Raw genomic sequence first — 22,126 nt, 5'->3', positions numbered from 1 at the left:
TTAGATCAGGGAATTTTTTGCAGCTAAATGATAATGAAAATCAATATTGACAAGGACGGTGCGCAGCTATTAAAATCAACTTGTCGTTAACAATGATAATCGTTATCAATTAGGGGGCATCCAGGGCGGATGCAGACTACAGAAAGCAGGTCGATGAACATGACTCGATGGTGGATCCGGATTTTGCTGGGGATTGTTATCCTCTGCTCATTCGTTCCTGCAGCATCCGCTGCCACAGCCGAAGACGCGCTGAAGCAGGCGAACGCCAGCGTCAGGCAGGCGCTGGAAGCGGCGCAGCAAGGCAATTACGCCGAAGCGGTAAACAAGATCGGGCAATTCCGCGATGCGTGGCTCGATTTCGAGGACGGGATCAAGAAGCATTCGAAAACGGCTTACCGGCTCATCGAAGAGTCGATGAGCGACGTCAGCTTCTTGCTCGCGCAGCAGCCTGTACAGCAAGAGAAGCTGACGGCAGCGCTGCGTCTTTTGCTGGAACGGAACGAGCACGCCATAGCCGGCGATTACGGGTACTTCAAGCAATCCGAGGCGCAGGGAGGCGGCAACGCGACGGTCGCCTCGCTTGTCGCGCTGCTGGACGATGCGTCCGCCAAGCTGGCAAGCCACGATACGGAAGGCGCCAAGGCCGACATGGAAAGCTTCAAAAAATCGTGGCTGGACATCGAAGGCGTTGTGCTGACGCAATCGGCTGGGGTGTACGGGGACGCGGAACGCGATATGGTCTCGGCCTACGGCCTGATTGCGTCGACGCCGCCGAAGACGGACGAGGCAGCGAAAATTATCGCCCAGATGCGGGCATACCTGGCTCCGCTCGCAGGCAAGACGACTTATACGATGTTCGACGCCACGACGATTTTGCTGCGGGAAGGCCTGGAAGCGCTGCTCGTCGTTGTCGCGCTGCTCGCCTTCCTTAAGAAGGCGGGCCACGACAACAAGAAAGCGTGGATCTGGTATGGCGTCGGCGCGGGACTGCTCGTCAGCCTGGCGCTGGGGGTTGCGGTGCAGCTGCTGTTCTCATCCGGCGCGTTCGGCAGCAACAACTTCCTTATTGCGGGCTGTACCGGTTTGTTCGCCGCGGTCATGCTGCTGTACATGAGCTACTGGCTGCACAGCAAATCAAGCTTGTCCGCATGGCAGACTTACATTCGCAGCCAGAGCACGAAGGCGCTGGCGACCGGCAGCCTCGTCTCGCTCGCCGCGCTCTCCTTCCTTGCCGTGTTCCGCGAAGGTACGGAGACGGTGCTATTCTTCATCGGCATGGCGTCGTCGATCGGCCTTGGCGAGCTGCTCGCCGGCATCGCCATCGGAATTGCCGTACTCGCCGTATTGGCCGCTCTCATTTTGTTTTTCGGCGTGCGCATTCCGGTCCGGCCGTTTTTCCTCGTCTCCAGCGTGCTTGTGTTTTATTTATGCTTCAAGTTCACCGGCATGGGCGTACACGGCCTGCAGCTGGCGGGATGGCTTCCTGCCTCTCATGTAGACGGAGTGCCGACGCTGACCGCTTTGGCGCTGTATCCGACCTGGCAAAATCTTGTGCCGCAAGCGGCGCTGCTGATCTGCGCTTTGGCGGCGGTTGCGTACCGGGCCCTCAAAGACCGGCAGTGGCGCAAGAGCGAGACGGCTTCGACACCGTAATCGATCAATCATTTCATAGGGGGATTTCCATCATGAACATCGGTCAAAAACTCGCGGCTTCCGCCGCCCTGGTCCTGCTGCTCGTCACTTCGGCCTGCGGCGCCAAAATGACGCCGGCGGAGGGCGTTACGGCGATGAAACAGACGCTCGGCGAGCTGCAAAAGAGCATCGACGCCGGAGATGCGGCGAAAGCGAAAGCGCAAGCGAACGAGCTGCACGAAACGTGGGAGAAGTTCGAGGACGGCGTAAAGGATAAGTCCAAAGATGTGTACAAGCAAGTGGAAGACCCGCTGGGCAAGCTCGAATCAGGCACGAAGGCGTCGTCGCTCGACAAGGCGGTCCTGTCGCAGGAAGCGAAGAAGCTGGCGGACGCCTTGGCTGCTGCGGAAGCGCTGAAATAAAAAAGAGAGGGATGCCGCCGGGCAGCAGGCGGCATTTTTTTTGTGCGGGAAGGCGTACGCATCGCTGGCGAGCGTTCCGGACAGCAGTTCCGAATCGGGGGCAGACAAAAACGGGGGGAAGCTGTATACTAGAGCGATGACGACACTAGACGACAAAGAGAAGGGGGCCGGATATGAATACCGCTCCGTTACCGAATGAGGCTAAACGGAAGCCTGCTCAGCTGTTATCCGCTCTTACTTCCCTTCATCCAATCGTGCTGTCGCTCCTGTTCGGCACCGTCCTCGCCAGAGCGGCATCGTCGATGAGCCTTCCCTTTCTGGCGATATACTTGGCCAAAACGACGCAAATGAGCCCGACGCTCATCGGTGTCGTCGCCGGCGCCGGTCCGCTCGCGGGCACGCTCGGCGGCTTTTTCGGCGGCGCCTTGTCCGACCGGTTCGGACGGCGCGTCATTATGCTGGCGGCGCTGTTCGGCTGGGCCGGCGTGTTCGTCGGCTTCTCACTGGCGAAGCTCCCGCTCGTCTTTTTGCTGCTCAGCGCCGTGAACGGTCTGTGCCGTTCGTTCTACGAGCCGGTATCGCAGGCGCTTATGGCCGACTTGACGCCGAAGGAGCAGCGGTTTCGCGTTTTTTCGATGCGCTATTTGGCCATCAATATCGGCGTAGCGGTCGGACCGCTGCTCGGCGCTTTTTTCGGCCTGAAGAGCAGCGCGCTGCCGTTTCTGCTTACGGGACTCGTTTACTTCGTGTATGCGGTGTCGCTTTATGTTCTGCTCCTCGCGTTCGGCATCAAGCGGATCGAAGGCGAAGCGAAGTCGAACGTTACGATCGGTTCGGCCTGGCACGTTATTCGCCGGGACGGAGCGCTTCGCTGTTACCTCGGCGGCAGCATGATCGGCGCTATCGGCTATTCGCAAATGACGGTGACGCTGTCGCAGTATGTCGAGGGCCGTTTTGCCGCAGGGGCTATGCTGTTCGCCGTGTTGATGACCGTGAACGCGATAACCGTCATCCTTCTGCAAGTGCCGCTCGTGCGCTGGGCGGAACGGCGCCGCTCGCCGCTTATCGCGATCGCCGCGGGCAACGTAATGTTCGCGCTCGGCGATATCGGCTTCGCTGTATCCGGTAGCCCGGCGGCGATGATCGTGTCGATGGCGGTGTTCACGTTAGGGGAAATTCTCAATTATCCGTCGGCGAACATGCTGATCGACCGGATTGCGCCGGAAGGAATGCGAGGGACGTATTACGGCGCGCAGACGTTCGGCTCGCTCGGCCAGTTCGTCGGGCCCTGGCTTGGCGGCATGCTGCTCACGGCGATCGGCGGAGGTCCGATGTTTATGATCATGGCCGCCGTAACGCTGTCGGCAACGTCGCTTTATTGGAAAGGCAGTCGAATCAGCATGGAAATGGGACTTAAGGCCTAGTCATTTTTCTGCAAAATAAGGAGAAAGAACGATAAACAAAATCATGACCATCTATTATCCTGAATGTAAAAGAATTTACACCATTTGACATCATTCGATTATTCTCGAAAAAGGCAAACCAAGCGAAAGCTTGGGACGCAAAGCTACAGGGGCTTACGCGCGATGAGCGCAAGCCAGCCAGCTGCCGAAGGGAAAGGAGCGATACAAACCTTTCCTGACGGTGTGAAAGGTTCTTTTTTTTGTGACATCATTCGTGGTAAAAGAGGGGGGGAAGACAAAATGGAGCACGAAGTCCGAATCGAGACGTCGGAAGGAGAAGCGAAGCTGGTCATCGGCCGCGAGCAGTTTCCGCTGCACGACCGCTGCTGGGACATCGAACTCGTTTACGGCAATCGGTATTGTTTGCTGACGTTTTATTGGAAAGGCGAGGTTAAGCTCTCGATCCGTTACAAGCAAGGCAGGGATTCGCTCTGGTCGAAAATTGAGGCGTTTCTGCTGAACGCTTATGAGCTGTTTCGTTCGGCAGCGCCGACCTTGTCGCCGCGGCTCGTCTAACGACTGATCATCAATTTAGCGTGAAACGGAATAATCCGATCGTGCCGCTGCGGCGGCCACGGTCGGATTTTTTTTACTGATTCGGAATGTTTAAGTTCATTGAAGCGATAAAGAGCTTGTCCTCCGATTTCAAATTGGATTCGCGAATGTAGAGTCACCGAAAACAACAAGAAAACAGACGAATATTCAAAATTTTCTTTGACACCGGGCGTGAAAATTCATAAGATGGGTATAAACAATAAGATCGTTCATCATCGGTCATGAATAATCAACAAAAGGAAGTTGGCCTGCTTGAAACGGGAAATTAGCGTTCGGCAAGGAGACGCTTCCGTACTGAATCGCGCCAGGCATCATGTAAGCGTTTTTGGCTGGCGGGGCGGCGAAGCCCGGGAACAAAGCCGTACATGGGTTTCGAGTCTGGAGCGCATATCGTTCTATGAAAGATTTTTGTGACAGATACATAGCAGGTACAGGGGATGGGAGAGCAATGTCTTTAACGTTTGAGGAGCGGAAGAAAACGATATTGGAGCAATTGCTGCGGGACGAGAAGGTGCAGGTGTTCGGCCTTGCCGAGCGGCTCGCCGTATCGCCGGAAACGATTCGGCGCGATTTGGACCGGCTGGAAAAGGAGGGGATGCTGAAAAAGGTGTACGGCGGCGCCGTCAAGACGGGGACGCACATATGGGAGCCTCCGTTCAGCCAGCGGACCCAAATCAACAAAGCGGAGAAGGAAGCGATCGGCAAGCTGGCAGCTTCGCTTGTGAAGGAAAACGAGACGGTCATGATCGATAACGGGACGACGACGATGGAAGTTATTCGCCATCTGCAGGGCAGGTCCGACGTAACGATCGTGACGCACTCCGTGCCGGTTATGCTGCTGGCCTTGGAGACGTTCAAAGGCGACAATCATTTTGCGGGAGGGGAGATCAACGCCGCTTTGCAATCCGCGGGAGGAGCGCTGGCCGAGCAAACGCTGCAGCAGTTTAAAGTGCACAAAGCGTTTATTTCCGTCGGAGGCGTGTCGCTGGTGGACGGCATCACCGACTACGACCTGCACGAAGCGAGTATTTCCCGGAAAATGATCGAGCGCGCGGAGGAAGCGATTGTGTTGGCGGACCATTCCAAATTCGGCGTATCGACCTTTTGCCGCATCTCCTCTTTGCAGGACGTTTCGATGATCGTCACCGATCGCGGCTGTCCGGAAGAGCTGGTGCGCCAATTCCGGGAGAAAAGTATAGAACTGCTAATTGCAGAGCAGGAGGGAAACGGGTGAAGGTTGATTTTCACTTTCATTTGGAAGAGGGACCGTATTCGGCAAGCTGGCTCGGGCGTACCGCGAGGGCGCTGGAGCACGTGCATCCGCAAGCCGGAGAGGCGGCGGAGCCCCATTCCTTGGCGTGGGCCGGCGGGCTTGCGGAGCTGCTGCGGGACAGAATGGAGAAGGGCTGTTTCAGCGAGGAATGGCTTGGCTATTATTTCGCCGAAGGCAAGGCCAGAGGCATCGAGCGCTTCGGCATGGTCGATCATTTGTACCGGTTTACGGAATTTCGTTCCTATTACGAGTCCCATATCGTCATGGATGATACGCCACTTGGCCGCATGCAGCGGTATTGGCTGGACAGGGTGTGCGTCGGTTCCATAGAGCCGTTCCTGCAGGCGGTGCGCCATGCGAAGCGGGCCGGTTATCCCGTATCGCTCGGCGTTGAAGCCGACTTTTTCCCGGGCGGGGAAGCGGAGCTTCGGCGGCTGCTGGCGCACTACGAGCTGGACTATGTGATCGGCTCCGTTCATTTTCTCGACGGCTGGGGCTTCGACAACCCGGAAGCGCAATATATGTTCGAAGGCAAAGATTTGGCGGCCTTATACAAGCAGCTGTTCGCTACCGTGCAAAGCGCGGCGGCCAGCGGATTGTTCCATATCATCGCCCATTTGGACAATTTGAAGGTGTTTAATTTCCGGCCGGACGAGAGCGTCTTGCTGCCGATGTACGAAGAAGTCGCCGCAGCGCTCAAGAAGGCCGGCGTCGCGACGGAAATCAATACGGGGCTGGCCTACCGTTATCCGGTCAAGGAAGCTTGTCCGAGTCCCGCGTTTCTGCAAGTTTTGGCCAAGCACGGCGTTCCGGTTACGATGAGCTCGGACGCCCATTTTCCGGACGATATCGGCACGCTTCTCGATGAGGCGGCAGGCTTACTGGCGCGGTCGGGCTATACGGAAATCGTCTATTTCGAGGGAGGCAAGCGCTTCCATGCGCCGCTTGAACCAAATTGCGACAAAGGGGCAGAATAATGAAGCAGTCATTGCAATTTCGCGCGGACGGAACGTTTACCATCGTGCAATTTACCGATGTTCATTGGCATGACGGGAAGCATTCCGAACTGGAAGCGGACAAGGCCAACGAGCGTACGAGAGCGCTGATGGTTCAAGTGCTGGAGGCGGAGAAGCCGGACTTGGTCGTGTTTACGGGCGACGTCATTTCGGCCGGCCATTGCCGCGATCCGTTTCAATCGTTTCGCGATGCGGTATCGACGGTGGAGCAGAGCGGCATTCCGTGGGCGGTATGCTTCGGCAACCACGATACGGAAGCGCTGATTACGAGACGGCAATTGATGGAGGTTGTAAAGGGGCATAAGCACGCTATCGCGGAAGCTGGGCCGGATGGCGTATCCGGCTGCGGCAATTACGTGCTTCCCGTTGCGGATGCCGATGGCCGGACGGCGGCGGCCTTATACGTGCTGGATTCCGGAAATGTGTCCGAACTCTCTCATGTGAAGGGCTACGACTGGATTCGGCGCGATCAGATCGATTGGTATATGCGGGAATCCCGCCGCTCACCGCCGATAACGGAGGCACGCCGCTGCCGGCGCTTGCGTTCTTCCACATTCCTGTGCCGGAATACAAGGAGGTATGGGAAGGCGGGGGCTGCAGCGGCAGCAAATGGGAGGAAGTATGCTGCCCTCCGCTCAATTCCGGTTTTTTCGCGGCGATGGTCGAAATGGGCGACGTCATGGGTACGTTCGTCGGCCACGATCATATTAACGATTACACGGGGACGCTGCACGGCATCCGGCTGTGCTACGGCCGGGCGACGGGATATAACACGTATGGGCGGGAAGGGTTTCTCCGCGGTGCCAGAACGATTGCGCTGCGGGCCGGAGAGCGACGCTTCGAAACATGGTGCCGCCTAAGCGACGGCACTGTCGCAAATCGTGAAGCGGTACAGTCCGAATAGGAAAAATTGGATGATAGCGCTTGCAAAAAAAGCGCCTTTCGCTTACAATTCGGGTATAGGCAGGCACAAGTGGATAGCTAAAGGCAAAGGCGCCTTTGAAGGAAGGAGCGCGGCAGCGCTCCCTCTTTCGGGCGCCTTTTTTTCACATCCAAATTGGCAAAGAGGTGAAGGGAGTGAGACAGCAACCGATCCGCGCCGCCGCGCTTGCCGTCAAGGTGATACCGAATGTCGATGCGGCGCTCGCGCGGCAGCTGAAGCTGAAGAAAGGAATGCGCAGCCTGGGCCTCTTGACGTCGAGCATCGACGATGTCGGCTATACCGCCATTGACGAAGCGACGAAGAAAGCGGCCGTCGAAGTCGTCTATGCCCGTTCGTTTTACGCCGGCTCGGCGCATGCGTCCGGTCCGCTGTCGGGGGAGTTTATCGGCATCATCGGCGGCGAAACGCCGGCCGAAGTGAAGAGCGGGCTGGATGCGGCGGTCGAGCTGATGGAGAACGGAGCTTGCTTTTACGCCCTCAACCAGGAAGGAACTCATGCGTATTACGCCCACGTCATCTCCAGAAGCGGGTCCTATTTGTCCAAACAGGCGGGGATTGCCGAAGGCGAGCCGATCGCTTATTTGATCGCTCCGCCACTGGAGGCGGTTTACGGCCTGGATGCCGCGCTCAAGGCGGCGGACGTCCGGCTGTGCCGGTTTTACGGCCCTCCCACCGAAACGAATTTTGCCGGCGGGCTGCTGACGGGCAGCCAATCGGCCTGCGCGGCGGCGGCCGAGGCGTTCGCCGAAGCCGTCCGCAGAGTCGCCCGGGAGCCGACGAAACCAGGATAACGGAAAAGCGGTGAATTGCGATGAAATGGGACGGCATGGCGTTAGGCATGCTGGAGACGATGGGGATGCCCGCCCTCATTGCAGCGGCGGATGCGGCCGCGAAGGCGGCGGACGTCCGCGTGGCGGCGTATGAGAAAGCGGATGCGGGCATCGTCACCGTATATGTGCTCGGCGACGTAGCTCCGTGCAAGCGGCGGTGGACGCGGGCGCGGCCGAGGCGCGCAAAGTTGGCCGGCTGCTGGCCAGCCGCGTCATTCCGCGCCCCGACCGCAGCGCTTTGGATATTTTTGATAGAAAGGAGTGAGCGGGCCGGATGAAGCTCGATCCGGATTTGCAAGCGATACAGGAAGTTCGCGATTGCCTGCACGAGGCGAAAGCCGCTCAGAAGCAGCTGGAAAAAATGACCCAGCCGCAAATCGACGCCATCGTCGCCTCCATGGCGCAGGCCGCGGAAGCGGAAGCCGAACGGCTCGGCGCGCTGGCGGCGGAGGAAACGGGCTACGGCAAGGCCGCCGACAAAAAGGCGAAAAATTTGTTCGTAGCGCGCCAGGTGTACGAAGCGATCAAGGATATGCCGACCGTCGGCGTCATCCGCAAAGACGAGGAGCGGAAAGTGTGGGAAATCGCGCAGCCGGTAGGCGTGGTGGCCGCGGTCATTCCGTCGACGAATCCGACCTCGACCGTTCTTTTCAAATGCCTGATTGCGCTGAAGGCGCGGAACGCCATCGTGATCAGCCCGCACCCAGCGGCGCTGCGCTGCTCGCAGGAGGCGGCCAGGCTGATGCGGCAAGCGGCGGAGAAGGCGGGAGCGCCCACGGGGCTCATTCATGCTTGACGCAGCCGTCCATCGAGGCGACGGGTGAACTGATGAGGCACAAGCTGACCGATCTCATTCTCGCTACCGGCGGCACGGGAATGGTCAAGGCGGCGTACAGCTCCGGCAAACCGGCGTACGGCGTCGGGCCCGGCAACGTGCCGGTATACATTCACCGCAGCGCGAACATCGCCAAAGCGGTAAGCCTCATCCTGCAAAGCAAGACGTTCGACTACGGCACCATCTGCGCTTCCGAGCAAGCCATCGTCGCGGATCAGGCGATCAAGCCGCAGCTGATGCAGGAGCTGACGCGGCAAGGGGCCTATTTTCTGGACCAGCGGCAGAAGCAGCAAGTCGCAGCCGTGCTCATGAGCGGCAAAAGCTTAAATCCGAAAATCGTCGGCAAATCGCCGCAAGCGATTGCGGCATGGCCGGAATTTCCGTTCCCGCAGAAGCTCGCGTCCTGATTGCGGAAGAAACGGAGGTTGGGCTGGAGCACCCTTTTTCCGTGGAAAAGCTGAGCCCTGTGCTCGCGCTTTACACGGTTGCCGATTGGCAAGAAGGCTGCCGAAAGTGCATCGAGCTGCTGGAGCTGGGCGGGCTCGGGCATACGCTGGGCATTCATTGCGAAGATATGGCGGTCGTGGAAGCGTTCGGTCTGGAAAAACCGGCGTCGCGCATCGTGGTGGGGGCCGGTACGACGTTCGGCGGGATCGGCGCCACGACGGGGATTATGCCGTCGATGACGCTCGGATGCGGCTCGTTCGGCAACAACATCACGTCGGACAATATCGGGCCGCAGCATCTGCTGAACATCAAGCGGGTCGCTTTCGGCATCCGGGACGTTGCCTCGGACGAACCGCCTGCCGCTAACGCGAAGACGGCGAACGCGCTGCAGGGCGATAACGGGCTGGGGATTACGCGCGACGAAGTGATGAGCATCGTCAGGCGCGTGCTGTCGGAAATACAAGCTAAAGCAGCTGAATAACTTATACCAGGGAGGAATTAACGATGGCTGGAGAAATGTCCGCATTAGGCATGGTGGAGACGAAAGGACTTGTCGGCTCGATCGAGGCGGCCGACGCTATGGTCAAGGCGGCGAACGTAAAACTGATCGGCAAGGTGCATGTCGGCGGAGGGCTCGTCACGGTCATGGTTCGGGGCGACGTCGGCGCCGTCAAAGCCGCGACCGATGCCGGCGCCGCGGCTGCGGAAAAAATCGGCGAGCTCATTTCCGTCCACGTCATTCCGCGCCCTCATTCCGACATCGAGCACATTTTGCCGAAGCTTGAAGGGTAATCGTCTCTATGGCGCTCATTACGGAAACGCAGCTGCGCGCCCAGTCGGTCAAGGGCAAAGGCATCCCGAACCCGTTTCCGGTTGCAAAAGAAGATAAGCTGACGCCGGCCGCCGCCGATTTTTTGAAAAGCAGAGGGATCGCCCTCAGCCGTACGGGAGCGGAAGCGGCGGCTATGCAAGCCCGGACCGGCGATCCCGGCCCCGCGATTCCCGTCGGCGTATCGGGCCGGCACGTGCATTTGTCGGATGAGCATGTCGCCGCGTTGTTCGGCGCCGGCTACCGCCTGACGCCGCTGCGCGAGCTGTCGCAGAAAGGGCAGTTCGCCGCGAAGGAGACGGTGACGCTCGTCGGCCCGAAAGGAGTCATTCCCCATGTGCGCATACTCGGTCCTTCGCGCGGCGCGACGCAAGCGGAAATTTCCCGTACGGACGGGTATACGCTCGGCGTGCATCCTCCCGTAAGGTTGTCCGGGAACATCGCGGGCACGCCGGGCATTACGATCGCCGGGGAGCTGGGCGCCATCGTTTTGTCCGAAGGCTGATCGCCGCGCACAACCATGTCCATATGTCTCCCGCCGATGCGGCCCGTTTTGGTGTCGCGCACGGAGACCGGATTATGGTGCGGAGCAGGGGGGAGCGCCAGATCATTTTCGCCGATGTGATTGTACGGGTCGACGAGCGGTTTTCGCTGGACTTCCATATCGATACGGATGAAGCGAACGCCGCCTGCCTCAGATCAGGGGATACGGTGCGGATGATCGGCAAAAACGGCGAATTCGCGGCAGGCGCAGGGAGGTAGCTGCAAGTGGAAATCAAGCAAACGGTCGAAGCGATCGTCCGCGAGCTCGTGCAGGCGATGCGGGCGGAAACGGCCAAACGGCCTAAAGTGCTGTACGTTTTTTGCGACAGCACGGCCCATGAAGCTTACGCGGACCATTTTATTCATTTGCAAAACTGCGGCATTTGTTACGACTTGCTGTTCCTTGACGGCGAGACGTCGTCATGGCTCGGCATACATCAAATCGAATGCGGCGGGCCCGGCAAAACGATCGCCGCCGACGAAAACGCCCCGTCCCCGCTTGAGCTTCCGCTCGAATACGACGGCATCGTCATCCCCGAGCTCGACCTCGATAACGCCGCCCGGGCCGCTTTGGGACTGAAGGGTACGATCAAATCGGAAATGATGTTCGCGGCGCTTGTGCTGAACAAGTTCGTGCTTGTCGGCGAAGACAAGGCCGGCTTGAAAAGAGCCGACCGGCGCACGCTGAAGACGCTGGAGCTGCCCCGGCCTTACCGCAGCCTGTTTGCCTACTACAAGCAAGAGCTGCAGTCGTTCGGGGTGGAGTTCGCGCCTTGCCAAAGCTTGGCCGAAGCCGTCGTGCGCAAGTGCCGGGCTGGCCGCCCGGGCGCGGAAGAGGGAGCAGGCGGGGGAACGGGTGCGGGAGCAGGTGCGGGAGCAGGTGCGGGTGCAGGTACAGGTGCGGGAGCAGGTGCAGGTGCAGGTGCAGACACTGGCGCTAGCGCAGGAGCGGGCACGGGGATCTGGGCAGGCGCTGGCGCAAGAGCGGACGCACGAGCGGATACAGGTGCGGGTGTCGGCGTAGGCGCGGGCCCTGGCATGTTCGCAGGCACAATCGCAGGGGCAGCGGCCGTTTCGGCGCAGGGCGAGGCAGAGGCGGGACTGACTTTCGAAGGCAAGCTGCTGTCCGCCGATTGGGTGAACCGGCACGTAACGGCGCATAGCGTCTCCAGCGTTACGCTCGGCAAAACGGCGCTCGTGTCGCCTCTCGCCCGCGATATGCTAAGGGACAAAGGCGTTGCCATCCACTACAGAGACGGCAGGTGAAGACTCATGTTGCTTGGCCGGGTGATCGGCAGCGTATGGGCGACGCAGAAAGAAGAGGGCATGGAAAACTTGAAGTTCATGATCGTTCAGCCCATCGGCACGAATGGCCGGGAAGCCGGCCACGAGGTCGTTGCCGCCGACCGGATCGGGGCCGGGGTAGGCGAGAAGGTGCTTGTCAGCCGGGGCAGTCCGGCGCGGGTGCTGTTCGGCGGACGCTCGGTGCCGATTGACGCCATGATTGTGTGCATCGTGGACAGCTTCGAGGTCGAGGACGAAAGCGAGACCGGACCTGTGGCAGAGGCTGCCGGTGTTCCCGCATACGGAGCTGCAAAAGCGGTTGAGGAAGGGAACGCGACCGATGCCGCACCCGAAGCCGAATAAGGAGGTCGTATGGAGGAGCACAAGCAAAGGGTCATTCAGGAATACGTGCCGGGCAAACAAGTCACGCTGGCTCACGTTATCGCGAATCCCGATCCGGTGCTGTACACGAAGCTCGGCATTGAAGCGGCGAACGCGCTCGGCATCCTGACGCTCACTCCGACGGAGACGGCCATTATCGCCGCCGATATCGCCACGAAGGCCGCCAGCGTCGATATCGGGTATTTGGACCGTTTTACCGGCTCGCTCGTCATCGTCGGGGAAGTCGCCGCCGTGGAGATGGCGGTCGAAGCCGTGAACGGGTTTCTGCGGCACAAGCTTCAATTTTCCGCAGCTCCTTTGACGAGGTCTTGACCGCCATGAAGAAGATCATGATTATCGGTGCGGTCGGAGCGGGCAAGTCGACGCTGGTCCGAACGCTTTTTGGAGAGCCGGGGCCGGCGGCCAAAACGCAGAGCCTCACCTACCGCGAATGGCTGATCGATACGCCCGGCGAATATAGCGAGAACCCGATGTATTACCGTTCGCTTATGGCCACTTCCCACGAGGCCGCCGGCATTTTGCTCGTTCAAGACGCCACGCGCGGCCGCAGCACGTTTCCGCCGGGCTTCGCGTCCGGCTTTCCGGTTCCGGCGCTGGGCGCCGTCACCAAAATCGACCACCCGAACGCCGACGCGGACAAAGCCGTCAAGCTGCTGCGCCAGTCGCTGCCGGAAGGCGACATTTACTTGACGTCGTCGCTCGAAGGCCGGGGCGTCGCCGAGCTGAAGGAACGGCTGTGGAGCATCGTATCCTGGCAAAGGGAGAGATAGGAGATGGCATCGATTGCCGAGCTGATCTTGGGGCATACGATTTTGTCGCCGGACGATGTGGAGGTGATCGAGGATTTGGCCCGGCAGCTGCAGTTCATCGCCGACGTGACGCAGTCCGACGTGTTCATCGATTGCCCGCTGGCCGACAAAAGCTCGGCGCTCGTCGTCGCCGAGGCGCATCCGTCCGCAGCCCCGTCCCTGTACAAATCGTCTGTCACCGGCCAGCGCGCCTACGCGCACAACGAGCCCGCCGTCATGTTTTGCCTGGCGTCGGGGCAGCAGGTAATCGGCTCGCGGGGCATCTCGCAGGAGATGATCGCCATGGAGCAAAATGTGGTGCCTATCGTATCCCGCAGCAGCGGGAAAGTCATCGGCGCCCTCATTATGGAGAAAGACATTTCCGCCAAGGTGCAGCAGGAAAAAGACGTGGAGCGCCTCATGGAAACGACGAAGCAGCTGAGCGAAACGCTGCTGACCGTCGCCATGTCGGAAGGCCGCATGCAGTCGATCATGCATGAAGGCATCGTGCTGTTCGACGAACGGGAGACCGTCACGTACGCGAACCCGAGAGCTCTCGACATGCTGGGCAAAATCGGGCACGCCGCAGCGGTGGAGGGACGAAGCGTGGCCGAGCTGTTTTACGGCAAGCTGAGCCGGGAGCGGGTGCTGGAGCAGGCGGGCATTTTGCGCGAGGAGCTGCAAATCGGCAGCGCGGCGCTCGAGCTGAAGGCGGTCATGATTTATCGGGAGCAGCAGGCGGTCGGGGGCCTCGTTCTCATTCGCGACATTTCGGAATTAAAGGAGAAAGAGAAGAAGCTCATCATCCAATCCGCAGTCATGAAAGAGATTCATCACCGCGTCAAAAACAACCTGCAAACGGTGTCCAGCCTGCTCCGCCTGCAAATGCGCCGTACGAAAATTGCCGAAGCGGAAAACGTATACCGGGACAGCATCAACCGGATCAACAGCATTGCGATCATTCACGAGATGCTGGCGTATGACGGGCTGGAGCTGATCCGCTTCAACGACGTTGCCGACCGCGTCGTCAAAAACATCGTATCCCAAGCGGCCAAGCTGGACCAGAACATCCGCACCCGCATTTGCGGCGATGAACTGATCCTGCCTTCGGACATGGCGACAACGTTGGCCCTGGTAACGAACGAGCTGGTGCAAAACTGCGTTGCGCACGCGTTTAGCGACAGAGCGGCGGGGAATATCGACATCTCCCTGCAGCACAGCGGCCGCATCGTCAGCCTGTGCGTAGCCGATAACGGGAGAGGCATCGATCCGGCCGGCCGGGCGGCCAAAAAAGACCGTCTCGGCCTCAAAATAACGGAAACGCTCGTGCAGGAAAACTTGAACGGCACGATGAGCATCGACACGGGGGCGCAGGGTACTGCGGTGCAAATCCGTTTCCCGCTAACGAATGCGCAGCCGAAGGAGGAGGAAGCCTCTTGAACGACTCCATCGTCGTTGTGGATGACGATCCGATCATCCGTATGGATATTCGCGAAATGCTGGAGGAGGCAGGCTATTTCGTAGCCGGCGAAGCGAGGAACGGCGAAGAAGCGGTGGCGCTTGTCGCCAGGCTGAGGCCTGCGCTTGTCATCATGGACGTCAAGATGCCGGTCATGGACGGCATCAAGGCATCGCGCATTATCCGCAGCATGCGGGAGGACACGTCGATCCTCTTGCTGACCGCCTACAGCCAAAGAGAGCTGGTGATGGACGCCCGGCAAGCGGGAGTGACCGCTTATCTGGTCAAACCGGTATCGGAGCAAAATGTAATCCCCGCCGTAGAAATGGCTCTTAGCCAGAAGGAGAAGTTCGAATCGCTGAAGCAGGATCTGAACCGGCTGAAGCAGTCGATCGAGGAACGGAAGCGCGTGGAGAAGGCGAAAGGCATCGTCATGCGCGCGCTGGCGCTGGACGAAGAAGCGGCCTACCGCAAAATGCGCTCCGCCAGCATGAGCTCGCAGCTGCCGCTCGGCAAGCTTGCGGAGATGATCGTGGCCGGCGAGCCGGAGCAGTGGCCTGACACGATGAAAAACGGGTGAGCGGACCGCATGCAGAGCCAATGGATCACCAGCGCCGGCATCGACATCGGAACGAGTACGACGAAAATGATCGTCAGCCGGCTGAAGCTTGTTCGTACGTCAAGCGCCTTAAGCCTTCCCCGCTACGATATTTCCGAGCGGGAGCTGCTGTATGCGAGCCCGGTTTACGCGACGCCTCTTGCCGGCAGCGATGAGATCGACGGAGAGCGGCTCGGCGCGATTTTGGCAGAGGAATACAGACGCGCGGGAATCCGGCCGGAGGATCTGAAATCGGGAGCCGTCATCATTACCGGCGAAACGGCGAACAAGCGGAACGCCTCCCGCATCGTTCATCTGCTTGCCGAACGGTCCGGCGATTTCGTCGTCGCCACGGCCGGCGCCGATCTGGAAGGGCTGCTGGCCGGCAAGGGCGCCGGCGCGGAGCGCCGTTCGACGCAAGTGAGAGGCGCGGTCGCGAACATCGACATCGGCGGCGGCACGGCGAACGCGGCCATTTTCCGCAGAGGCAAGCCGGCCGGCACCGTGACGTTTCACGTTGGGGGCAGGCTGCTGCAAATCGGCGGCGGCGGAACGATTGTACATATTTCTCCATCCGTACGGCCGTGGCTTGCAGCGAGCGGTTTCCGGCTGGAGGAGGGGCAAGTGGCGAGCTTTGCGATGCTTCAGGATGTATGCGTCTCGATGTGCCGCTGCATGCTGGACTATTGGCCGGGCGCGATTCGCCACAGCGGAGGGAAGCCGTTCGCGCCTTGCTGCTCGGGCCGCCGCTCGATTCGGTTCCGCCGCTCGAGGAGTGGATGGTGTCCGGCGGCATCGGCCGCCTGATGAACGAACCCGGCCCCCGGAACGTGGAGGAGACGGCGGTGTACGGCGATATCGGACCGCTGCTCGCTCATGCCGTAAAAGTATGTGCGGCGGAGTACGGCATTCGCCTTGTGCAGCCGGAGCAGGACGTCAGGGCGACCGTCATCGGGGCGGGCATGCAGAGCGCGGAAATTAGCGGCGCAACGGTTCATCTGGACGAGCGCGCTGCCGATCCGCAACCTCCCCGTCATGAAGCTCGAGCTCGATGCCGGCGCGCTTCGCCAGCCGGCTGCGCTGCGCGGCATTTTCGCGCAAACGATGCGGGCCGCCGCAAGCTTGTACGGCCGGGAAAGCTCGCCGCCGTTCGCGCTGGCGCTGTCCGGCATGCCGTACTTGTCTTACGATGCGGTGCAGCTTGTGGCGGAATGCATTAGCAGTACCTATACCGCATGTTTTCCGGAATCCCGGGTGCTGGTCGTCATCTGCGAGCACGATGTCGCCAAGGCGCTCGGGCAGTCGCTGCAGCGGCGGTGCGGTCCGTCTCCGCGGGTCGTCTGCCTCGATCAAATCCAGGCCCGGCACGGCGACTACGTCGATCTCGGCGAGCCGATTGCGGGAATGATGATCCCCGTCGTCGTCAAGACGCTGGCATTTCACGACAGATCGGAGGTGACAGGCGTATGAAGCTCAAAAGCGCGCTGTTCGGCACGACGTATCATTTTCGCGATGTGAAGGAAGTGCTGGCCAAGGCAAACGAGGAGAAGTCGGGGGATCAGCTGGCAGGCATTGCGGCGGCGGACGCCAAAGAGCGGATGGCCGCCAAACTGGTGCTCGCCGATTTGACGCTGGCCGATATCCGGAATCACCCTTTGCTGCCGCCGGAAACGGATGAGGTGTCGCGGGTGATCGAGCAGTCCGTCAACGAGAAAATGTACGCGGAAATCCGCAACTGGACGGTAGCCGAGCTGCGCGAATATTTGCTCAGGCAGGAGACGGGCGAGAGCGACATCCGCCGCATCAGCCGCGGGCTCACGAGCGAAATGGTGGCGGCGTGCGCCAAGCTGATGAGCAATCTGGATTTGATTCAGGCGGCGTCGAAGATCGAGGTCAGAACGCACTGCAACATCACGATCGGGCAGAAGGGCGTCCTCGCCGGACGCGCCCAACCGAACCATCCGACGGATAGCATACAGGGCATCAAGGCGTCTTTGTTCGAAGCGCTGAGCTACGGCATCGGGGACGCGGTCATCGGGATCAATCCCGTGATCGATTCGGCGGAGAGCGTGCGCAATATTTTGCAGGAGACCAAGGAAGTGATGGCGAAATGGCAAATTCCGACCCAGAACTGCGTCCTCGCCCACGTCAAAACGCAAATGAAAGCGATCCGCCAAGGGGCGCCTGCCGATTTGGTGTTTCAAAGCCTCGCCGGCACGGAAGCCGGCAACAAAGCGTTCGGCATCGACGTGGCGCTGTTGGACGAAGCGGATGAGCTGATTCGCCGCGAAGGCACGGGTACAGGCCCGAACGTCTGGTATTTCGAAACGGGGCAGGGCTCCGAGCTGTCGGCGGAAGCGCATCACGGCATCGATCAGGTGACGCTCGAAGCGCGCTGCTACGGGCTGGCGCGGAAATATAAGCCGTTTATCGTCAACACGGTTGTCGGCTTTATCGGTCCCGAATATTTGTACGACAGCAAGCAGGTGATCCGCGCCGGGCTGGAGGACCATTTTATGGGCAAGCTGCAGCAGCTGCCGATGGGCGTGGACGTATGCTATACAAACCATATGAAGGCCGACCAGAACGACATGGACAATTTGGCGGTACTGCTGGCAGCCGCCGGCGTCAACTATTTGATCGGCGTGGCGATGGCGGACGACTGCATGCTGAACTACCAATCGACCAGCTACCACGATATCGCCACATTGCGGGAAATGCTGCAGCTTCGGCCCGCCCCCGAGTTCGAACGATGGCTTGTGCGGATGGGCATTATGGAGAACGGCAAGCTGACGCCGCTGGCGGGCGATCCGACCTTATTCATGTAAGCGGCTGTAGGCATCAAAAGGAGGCGATGAGGCATGGACCGAACGGCCGAAATGGAGCGGCTTGTCGACCGGGTGATGGAGCTGCTGGAGAGCAAGCTGTCCCCGGCTTCGCAGCATCCGTCTCCGCCATGGCCGGCTGAGCCGGCAGCCGGCGTGGCTGAGGCTGATGAAGCCGACACGGAGGCGGGCGGAGAAAGCCGGAAAGTTCCGAATCCCCGCTGGGAGGAAGGCATGCGCGAGCTGCTGTCCAGCACGCCGGCCCGCATCGGCGTTTGGCGCGCCGGCACAAGGCCGCTGACAAGCGAAATGCTGAAATTCCGCTGCGACCACGCCGCCGCCGTCGATTCCATCTACGGCGAGGTCGATCCGGGTCTCCTCGAGGCGTTCGGCTTGTTTACGGTCGAGACGCGGTTCGGGAACACGGAAAATTACTTGAAACGGCCCGATATGGGCCGCATCGTGAACGAAGAGGGCGCGGCTCTTATCCGGAGCCGATGCCGCATGAAGCCACAGGTGCAGATTGTCGTGTCCGACGGCTTAAGCGCTAACGCCATAGACGACAATTTGCGCGATATATATCCGTCGCTGCTCGATTCGCTGCAATCGTATGGGCTTGCAGCGGGAACGCCGTTTTTCGTGCGCGGCGGCCGGGTTGCCGTCATGGACCATATCGGCGAGCTTCTTCGGCCCGAAGCGCTCGTGCTGCTGATCGGCGAAAGGCCGGGCCTCGTTTCGTCCCGGTCGATGAGCGCCTACATGTGCTATCGGCCGCGCCAAGGAACGGTGGAGAGCGACCGCACGGTCATTTCCAACATTCATCGCAGAGGCACGCCGCCGGTGGAAGCGGGAGCTTACATCGGAGCCGTTTTGAAAAAAATGATGGAACAAAAGGCGAGCGGCGTCAACCTGGAGCTCTGATTCCGAAGGAGGAGGTGGGAGGCTTGGCGACTTTGATCGGGTTTGCACTGCTGCTGGCGGCCTGTTTGGTGGCGGTAGGGATTGTGCGGATTGCGGGCAAAAGCATACGCGAATACAACGAGAGCGAGCACGAAAGTTTCCTTGGAAAATGAGAGGAGGATGAAGCATGCGTCCACAAGCCATCCACCACGACAAAGACAAGCGCGATTTGAACAAATTCGGGTATGCCCAGGAATTGCTGCGCAGCATGGGCGGATTTTCCAACTTCGCCATATCGTTCTCGATCATTTCCATTTTGACCGGAGCGGTTTCGCTCTACGGACACGGGCTCAAATACGGCGGACCCGGCATGATGGGCTTCGGCTGGACGATCGTGGCGCTGTTCGTCATGTTCGTCGCCGCTTCCATGTCCGAGCTGGCGTCCGCGATTCCGACGGCCGGAGCGCTCTACCATTGGGCGGCCATTTTGAAAAACAAGCGCTGGGGCTGGTACACGGCATGGATCAACCTGATCGGCCAAATCGGCATCGTCGCCGGCATCGATTATTCCGTCGCCTTGTTCGCCGACCCTTTGCTGGCCAGCGTGTTCGGGTACGCTTCCAACGATACGACCATTCTGATTGCCTTTACCGTCATTTTGCTGTCGCACGGCGTACTGAATCACATCGGGATACGCATCGTCGCGAAGCTGAACGACTTCTCCGCTTGGTACCATATCGCCATCGTCGCTATCGTTGTCGTGTCTCTGGCGTTTTTCACCAAAGGAGGGCTGAACAGCGTCGACTATTTGTTCAAGGTCGGGCAGACGTTCTCCGATAAGCCGTACATGTTCGCTTTCCTGATCGGGCTTCTCCAGGCGCAGTGGACGTTCACGGGCTACGACGCCTCCGCCCACACGATCGAAGAGACGATCAATCCCCGCGTTCGGGCGCCTTGGGGCATTTTCACGTCGGTCGTGTATTCGTTCGTGTTCGGCTTCCTGATGCTCGCCTTCGTGACGTTGTCCATTAAAGACGCGGCTGCGGCGGCCGGCTCGGACAACGCCTTCATTTACGTCATCAGCCAGGCGCTGGGCGGCACGTTCGGCTCCGTCGTGCTTTGGCTCGTAACGGCGGCGATGTGGTTTTGCGGGCTATCTTCGATTACTTCCTTCTCGCGCATGATGTACGCCTTCTCCCGCGACAAAGGCATGCCCTTCAGCCGCCAGTGGGCGCAAATCTCCAAGAAGTACCGCACACCCGCGAAAGCGATTTGGCTCGCTGTCGCGCTCTCGTTTCTGCTCGCCTTCATCGATTACATCATCAAGCTGGTGAGTCCGGATGCGACGTATACGACAATCGCCTTCCTGACCGCCGTCAGCGTCGTGGGGCTGTATGTGGCATACGGCATTCCCGTCTGGCTGAAGCTTCGGGCCAAAGCGCAGGGAAGGTTCCAGGCCAAGCACAACGGGCCTTGGCACCTGGGCAAATACAGCAATGCCATATCCATCGCCGCGCTCGTCTGGATCGTGTTTATCTGCATCATGATGATCGTTCCGCCGAACGAAATGGCCGGCTACGCCTTGGCCGGGATGTTGGTGCTCCTGGTCATTATGGATTTGGCTTATTACCGCAAACATTTCCAGGGCCCGCAAGCTGCGCTGAGCAACTCGATGGAAGATATTTTGCGCAGGGAGAGGGAGCTGGAGGGGGATTCCCGGCCTGGGGCGGGGTTTACTCATAAAGCGTGACCTCATGGCTTTGCCTGCGCGGTCTGCACGTTACGTGCTTGGCTTGCAGGTGATTGGAGTCAAATCGTTGCCGGCCTGACTGACAATGGCGACCGCGGCGTTGCATTCTCGCCGGTACGGTCGCCATTTTGCCTATGTCCGAGGCGGAAGCGGGCCGAAAAATTGATGGAAGTGCGTTTCGATGCGGCCGTTGAACAGCTTCCGGTTTTTGTCCGATTTGCGCCCCATATAGTGTTCAAGCTGCCGAGCCGGGGAGATGACGAACGCCGACCATGTCGGCAGCTGCTGCAGCAGCTGGCCGAGCTCGCGCAGCGCCCGCTCGGCTTCGCGCTGATCGCCGAGCCGCTCCCCGTAAGGCGGGTTGGTGATCAGCGCGCCGTAGTCGCCGCGCGGCTTCGCCGCGGCGACCGGCTCTACGCGGAAGCGAAGCTCCCGCGCCAGCCCTGCCGCCTTGGCGGCGGCCACGGCGACGTCGATGGCGGCGCTGTCGATGTCGGAACCGGCGATGTCGAGCGGCACATCGTCGCGCACGGCGTCGTACGCCTCGTCGCGGGCGTCGTCCCACAGCTCCGGCGGCAGCCTGTCCCACGCTTCCGCGGCGAATTCGCGCCGCAGTCCCGGCGCGATGTTCCAGCCGATGAGCGCCGCTTCGATCGGGATCGTGCCGGAGCCGCAGAACGGGTCGTACAGCGGCCGCTGCGGGCTCCAGCGGCTGAGCAGCACGAGCGCGGCGGCGAGCGTCTCCTTCAGCGGGGCTTCGGTCACGAGCTTGCGGTAGCCGCGTTTGTGCAGGCTCGGCCCTGTCGTATCCAGCGTCAGTGTGGCGACATCGTTTAGCAGCGATACCTCGATCGTGTAGCGCGGGCCAGTCTCCGCAAACCAAGACGTGCCGTATACTTGCTTCAAGCTTTCCACGACCGCTTTTTTCACAATGCCTTGACAGGCCGGCACGCTGGACAGCTGCGACTTGTGCGAACGCCCTTCGACCGGGAACTGCGCGTCTTCCGGTATCCAGCCGGCCCAACCGAGCGCCTTCACGCCCTCGAACAGCTCGTCGAACGTCGTCGCCGTGAACTGTCCCATTCTGACGAGAATCCGGTCGGCGGTCCGCAGCCACAAATTCGTCCTCGCCACGGCCAGCTCGTCCCCGCGGAAAACGACGCGGCCGTTCTCTACCGTCTGCTCGGCATACCCAAGCTCCTTCAATTCCCTGGCCACGATCGCCTCAAGCCCCATTGCGCAGGCCGCGACCAATTCCAACTCAGCCAATGCGTTCATCCTTCCATATATGCTACAATATGCTTTAGTATAGGTGAAATTGTAATGGTTAAG

General features: G+C 60.1%; 23 protein-coding genes, 3 pseudogenes and 1 riboswitch. Of the genes and pseudogenes, 25 read left to right on the top strand and 1 reads right to left on the bottom strand.

What is annotated here, in order from left to right; all coding sequences use genetic code 11:
• Nucleotides 1-159: 159 nt before the first annotated feature.
• From SD70_RS17955 to SD70_RS17850, 25 genes and pseudogenes are all read left to right on the top strand, one after another.
• Nucleotides 160-1,653: an FTR1 family iron permease gene (locus SD70_RS17955; RefSeq protein WP_052487589.1), complete on the top strand. Its 1,494-nt coding sequence runs from the start codon at nucleotides 160-162 to the stop codon at nucleotides 1,651-1,653.
• Between the two features lie 32 nt (nucleotides 1,654-1,685).
• Nucleotides 1,686-2,054, top strand: coding sequence for a hypothetical protein (locus SD70_RS17950; protein WP_052487584.1), 369 nt, complete (start codon nucleotides 1,686-1,688; stop codon nucleotides 2,052-2,054).
• Nucleotides 2,055-2,094: 40 nt separating this feature from the next.
• Nucleotides 2,095-2,253, top strand: coding sequence for a hypothetical protein (locus SD70_RS36155; RefSeq protein ID WP_156158077.1), 159 nt, complete (start codon nucleotides 2,095-2,097; stop codon nucleotides 2,251-2,253).
• Complete coding sequence (locus SD70_RS17945; protein ID WP_082053456.1) at nucleotides 2,228-3,478, top strand: MDR family MFS transporter; 1,251 nt, start codon at nucleotides 2,228-2,230, stop codon at nucleotides 3,476-3,478. The genes SD70_RS36155 and SD70_RS17945 overlap by 26 nt, the downstream gene beginning before the upstream one ends.
• Before the next feature lie 102 nt (nucleotides 3,479-3,580).
• Nucleotides 3,581-3,667, top strand: a riboswitch (cyclic di-GMP riboswitch).
• Nucleotides 3,668-3,757: 90 nt separating this feature from the next.
• Complete coding sequence (locus SD70_RS33520; RefSeq protein WP_052487583.1) at nucleotides 3,758-4,033, top strand: hypothetical protein; 276 nt, start codon at nucleotides 3,758-3,760, stop codon at nucleotides 4,031-4,033.
• A 487-nt stretch (nucleotides 4,034-4,520) separates the two neighbouring features.
• A complete protein-coding gene (locus SD70_RS17935; protein ID WP_041048910.1) occupies nucleotides 4,521-5,306 on the top strand; it encodes a DeoR/GlpR family DNA-binding transcription regulator in 786 nt (261 codons plus the stop codon).
• Complete coding sequence (locus SD70_RS17930) at nucleotides 5,303-6,322, top strand: PHP domain-containing protein (RefSeq protein WP_041048909.1); 1,020 nt, start codon at nucleotides 5,303-5,305, stop codon at nucleotides 6,320-6,322. Before SD70_RS17935 ends, SD70_RS17930 begins: the two co-directional genes overlap by 4 nt.
• Nucleotides 6,322-7,221 (top strand): metallophosphoesterase, encoded by a 900-nt coding sequence (locus tag SD70_RS17925; RefSeq protein WP_331436808.1) that lies wholly within the window; start codon nucleotides 6,322-6,324, stop codon nucleotides 7,219-7,221. Before SD70_RS17930 ends, SD70_RS17925 begins: the two co-directional genes overlap by 1 nt.
• A gap of 217 nt (nucleotides 7,222-7,438) precedes the next feature.
• Nucleotides 7,439-8,095: an ethanolamine utilization microcompartment protein EutL gene (eutL, locus tag SD70_RS17920; RefSeq protein WP_041048934.1), complete on the top strand. Its 657-nt coding sequence runs from the start codon at nucleotides 7,439-7,441 to the stop codon at nucleotides 8,093-8,095.
• Nucleotides 8,096-8,115: 20 nt separating this feature from the next.
• The gene (locus tag SD70_RS40425; protein WP_449267216.1) at nucleotides 8,116-8,412 is read left to right on the top strand and encodes a BMC domain-containing protein; all 297 of its coding nucleotides are present in this window, start codon (nucleotides 8,116-8,118) and stop codon (nucleotides 8,410-8,412) included.
• A pseudogene (locus SD70_RS34985) lies at nucleotides 8,409-9,897 on the top strand (acetaldehyde dehydrogenase (acetylating)). The gene SD70_RS40425 and the pseudogene SD70_RS34985 overlap by 4 nt, the downstream one beginning before the upstream one ends.
• A 23-nt stretch (nucleotides 9,898-9,920) precedes the next feature.
• A complete protein-coding gene (eutM, locus tag SD70_RS17905; RefSeq protein ID WP_041048908.1) occupies nucleotides 9,921-10,208 on the top strand; it encodes an ethanolamine utilization microcompartment protein EutM in 288 nt (95 codons plus the stop codon).
• Nucleotides 10,209-10,216: 8 nt separating this feature from the next.
• A pseudogene (gene pduL, locus SD70_RS17900) lies at nucleotides 10,217-11,007 on the top strand (phosphate propanoyltransferase).
• A gap of 6 nt (nucleotides 11,008-11,013) precedes the next feature.
• Entirely contained in the window at nucleotides 11,014-12,054 is a 1,041-nt protein-coding gene (locus SD70_RS39310; protein WP_041048907.1) for a hypothetical protein, read from the top strand.
• Nucleotides 12,055-12,060: 6 nt separating this feature from the next.
• Nucleotides 12,061-12,435, top strand: a complete 375-nt coding sequence (locus SD70_RS17890; protein ID WP_082053455.1) for a EutN/CcmL family microcompartment protein — start codon at nucleotides 12,061-12,063, stop codon at nucleotides 12,433-12,435.
• 9 nt (nucleotides 12,436-12,444) lie between these two features.
• Entirely contained in the window at nucleotides 12,445-12,786 is a 342-nt protein-coding gene (locus SD70_RS17885; protein WP_041048906.1) for a BMC domain-containing protein, read from the top strand.
• A 5-nt stretch (nucleotides 12,787-12,791) separates the two neighbouring features.
• Nucleotides 12,792-13,244, top strand: a complete 453-nt coding sequence (locus SD70_RS17880) for a EutP/PduV family microcompartment system protein (RefSeq protein WP_041048905.1) — start codon at nucleotides 12,792-12,794, stop codon at nucleotides 13,242-13,244.
• 3 nt (nucleotides 13,245-13,247) lie between these two features.
• The gene (locus SD70_RS17875; protein WP_041048904.1) at nucleotides 13,248-14,702 is read left to right on the top strand and encodes a sensor histidine kinase; all 1,455 of its coding nucleotides are present in this window, start codon (nucleotides 13,248-13,250) and stop codon (nucleotides 14,700-14,702) included.
• Entirely contained in the window at nucleotides 14,699-15,301 is a 603-nt protein-coding gene (locus tag SD70_RS17870; RefSeq protein ID WP_041048903.1) for an ANTAR domain-containing response regulator, read from the top strand. Before SD70_RS17875 ends, SD70_RS17870 begins: the two co-directional genes overlap by 4 nt.
• Before the next feature lie 9 nt (nucleotides 15,302-15,310).
• On the top strand, nucleotides 15,311-16,126 hold the full coding sequence (locus SD70_RS38245; protein ID WP_231571281.1) for an ethanolamine ammonia-lyase reactivating factor EutA: 816 nt from the start codon (nucleotides 15,311-15,313) through the stop codon (nucleotides 16,124-16,126).
• A pseudogene (locus SD70_RS38235) lies at nucleotides 16,051-16,789 on the top strand (ethanolamine ammonia-lyase reactivating factor EutA). Before SD70_RS38245 ends, SD70_RS38235 begins: the two are co-directional and overlap by 76 nt.
• Entirely contained in the window at nucleotides 16,786-18,147 is a 1,362-nt protein-coding gene (locus tag SD70_RS17860; protein ID WP_041048902.1) for an ethanolamine ammonia-lyase subunit EutB, read from the top strand. Before SD70_RS38235 ends, SD70_RS17860 begins: the two are co-directional and overlap by 4 nt.
• Before the next feature lie 33 nt (nucleotides 18,148-18,180).
• Nucleotides 18,181-19,065 carry an ethanolamine ammonia-lyase subunit EutC gene (gene eutC / locus SD70_RS17855; protein ID WP_041048901.1) on the top strand — a complete coding sequence of 295 codons (885 nt, stop codon included), beginning with the start codon at nucleotides 18,181-18,183 and terminating at the stop codon, nucleotides 19,063-19,065.
• 23 nt (nucleotides 19,066-19,088) lie between these two features.
• On the top strand, nucleotides 19,089-19,217 hold the full coding sequence (locus SD70_RS39305) for a hypothetical protein (protein WP_269432490.1): 129 nt from the start codon (nucleotides 19,089-19,091) through the stop codon (nucleotides 19,215-19,217).
• A 14-nt stretch (nucleotides 19,218-19,231) separates the two neighbouring features.
• Entirely contained in the window at nucleotides 19,232-20,794 is a 1,563-nt protein-coding gene (locus SD70_RS17850) for an amino acid permease (RefSeq protein ID WP_041048900.1), read from the top strand.
• A gap of 132 nt (nucleotides 20,795-20,926) precedes the next feature.
• On the opposite strand, the gene SD70_RS17845 is transcribed toward SD70_RS17850, so the two are convergent.
• Nucleotides 20,927-22,072: a THUMP domain-containing class I SAM-dependent RNA methyltransferase gene (locus tag SD70_RS17845; RefSeq protein WP_394297985.1), complete on the bottom strand. Its 1,146-nt coding sequence runs from the start codon at nucleotides 22,070-22,072 to the stop codon at nucleotides 20,927-20,929.
• Nucleotides 22,073-22,126: the final 54 nt, after the last annotated feature.

The sequence above is a fragment of the Gordoniibacillus kamchatkensis genome, from assembly GCF_000829455.1.
Classification (GTDB): domain Bacteria; phylum Bacillota; class Bacilli; order Paenibacillales; family NBRC-103111; genus Gordoniibacillus; species Gordoniibacillus kamchatkensis.
This window is presented reverse-complemented; position numbering and strand designations above follow the sequence as displayed.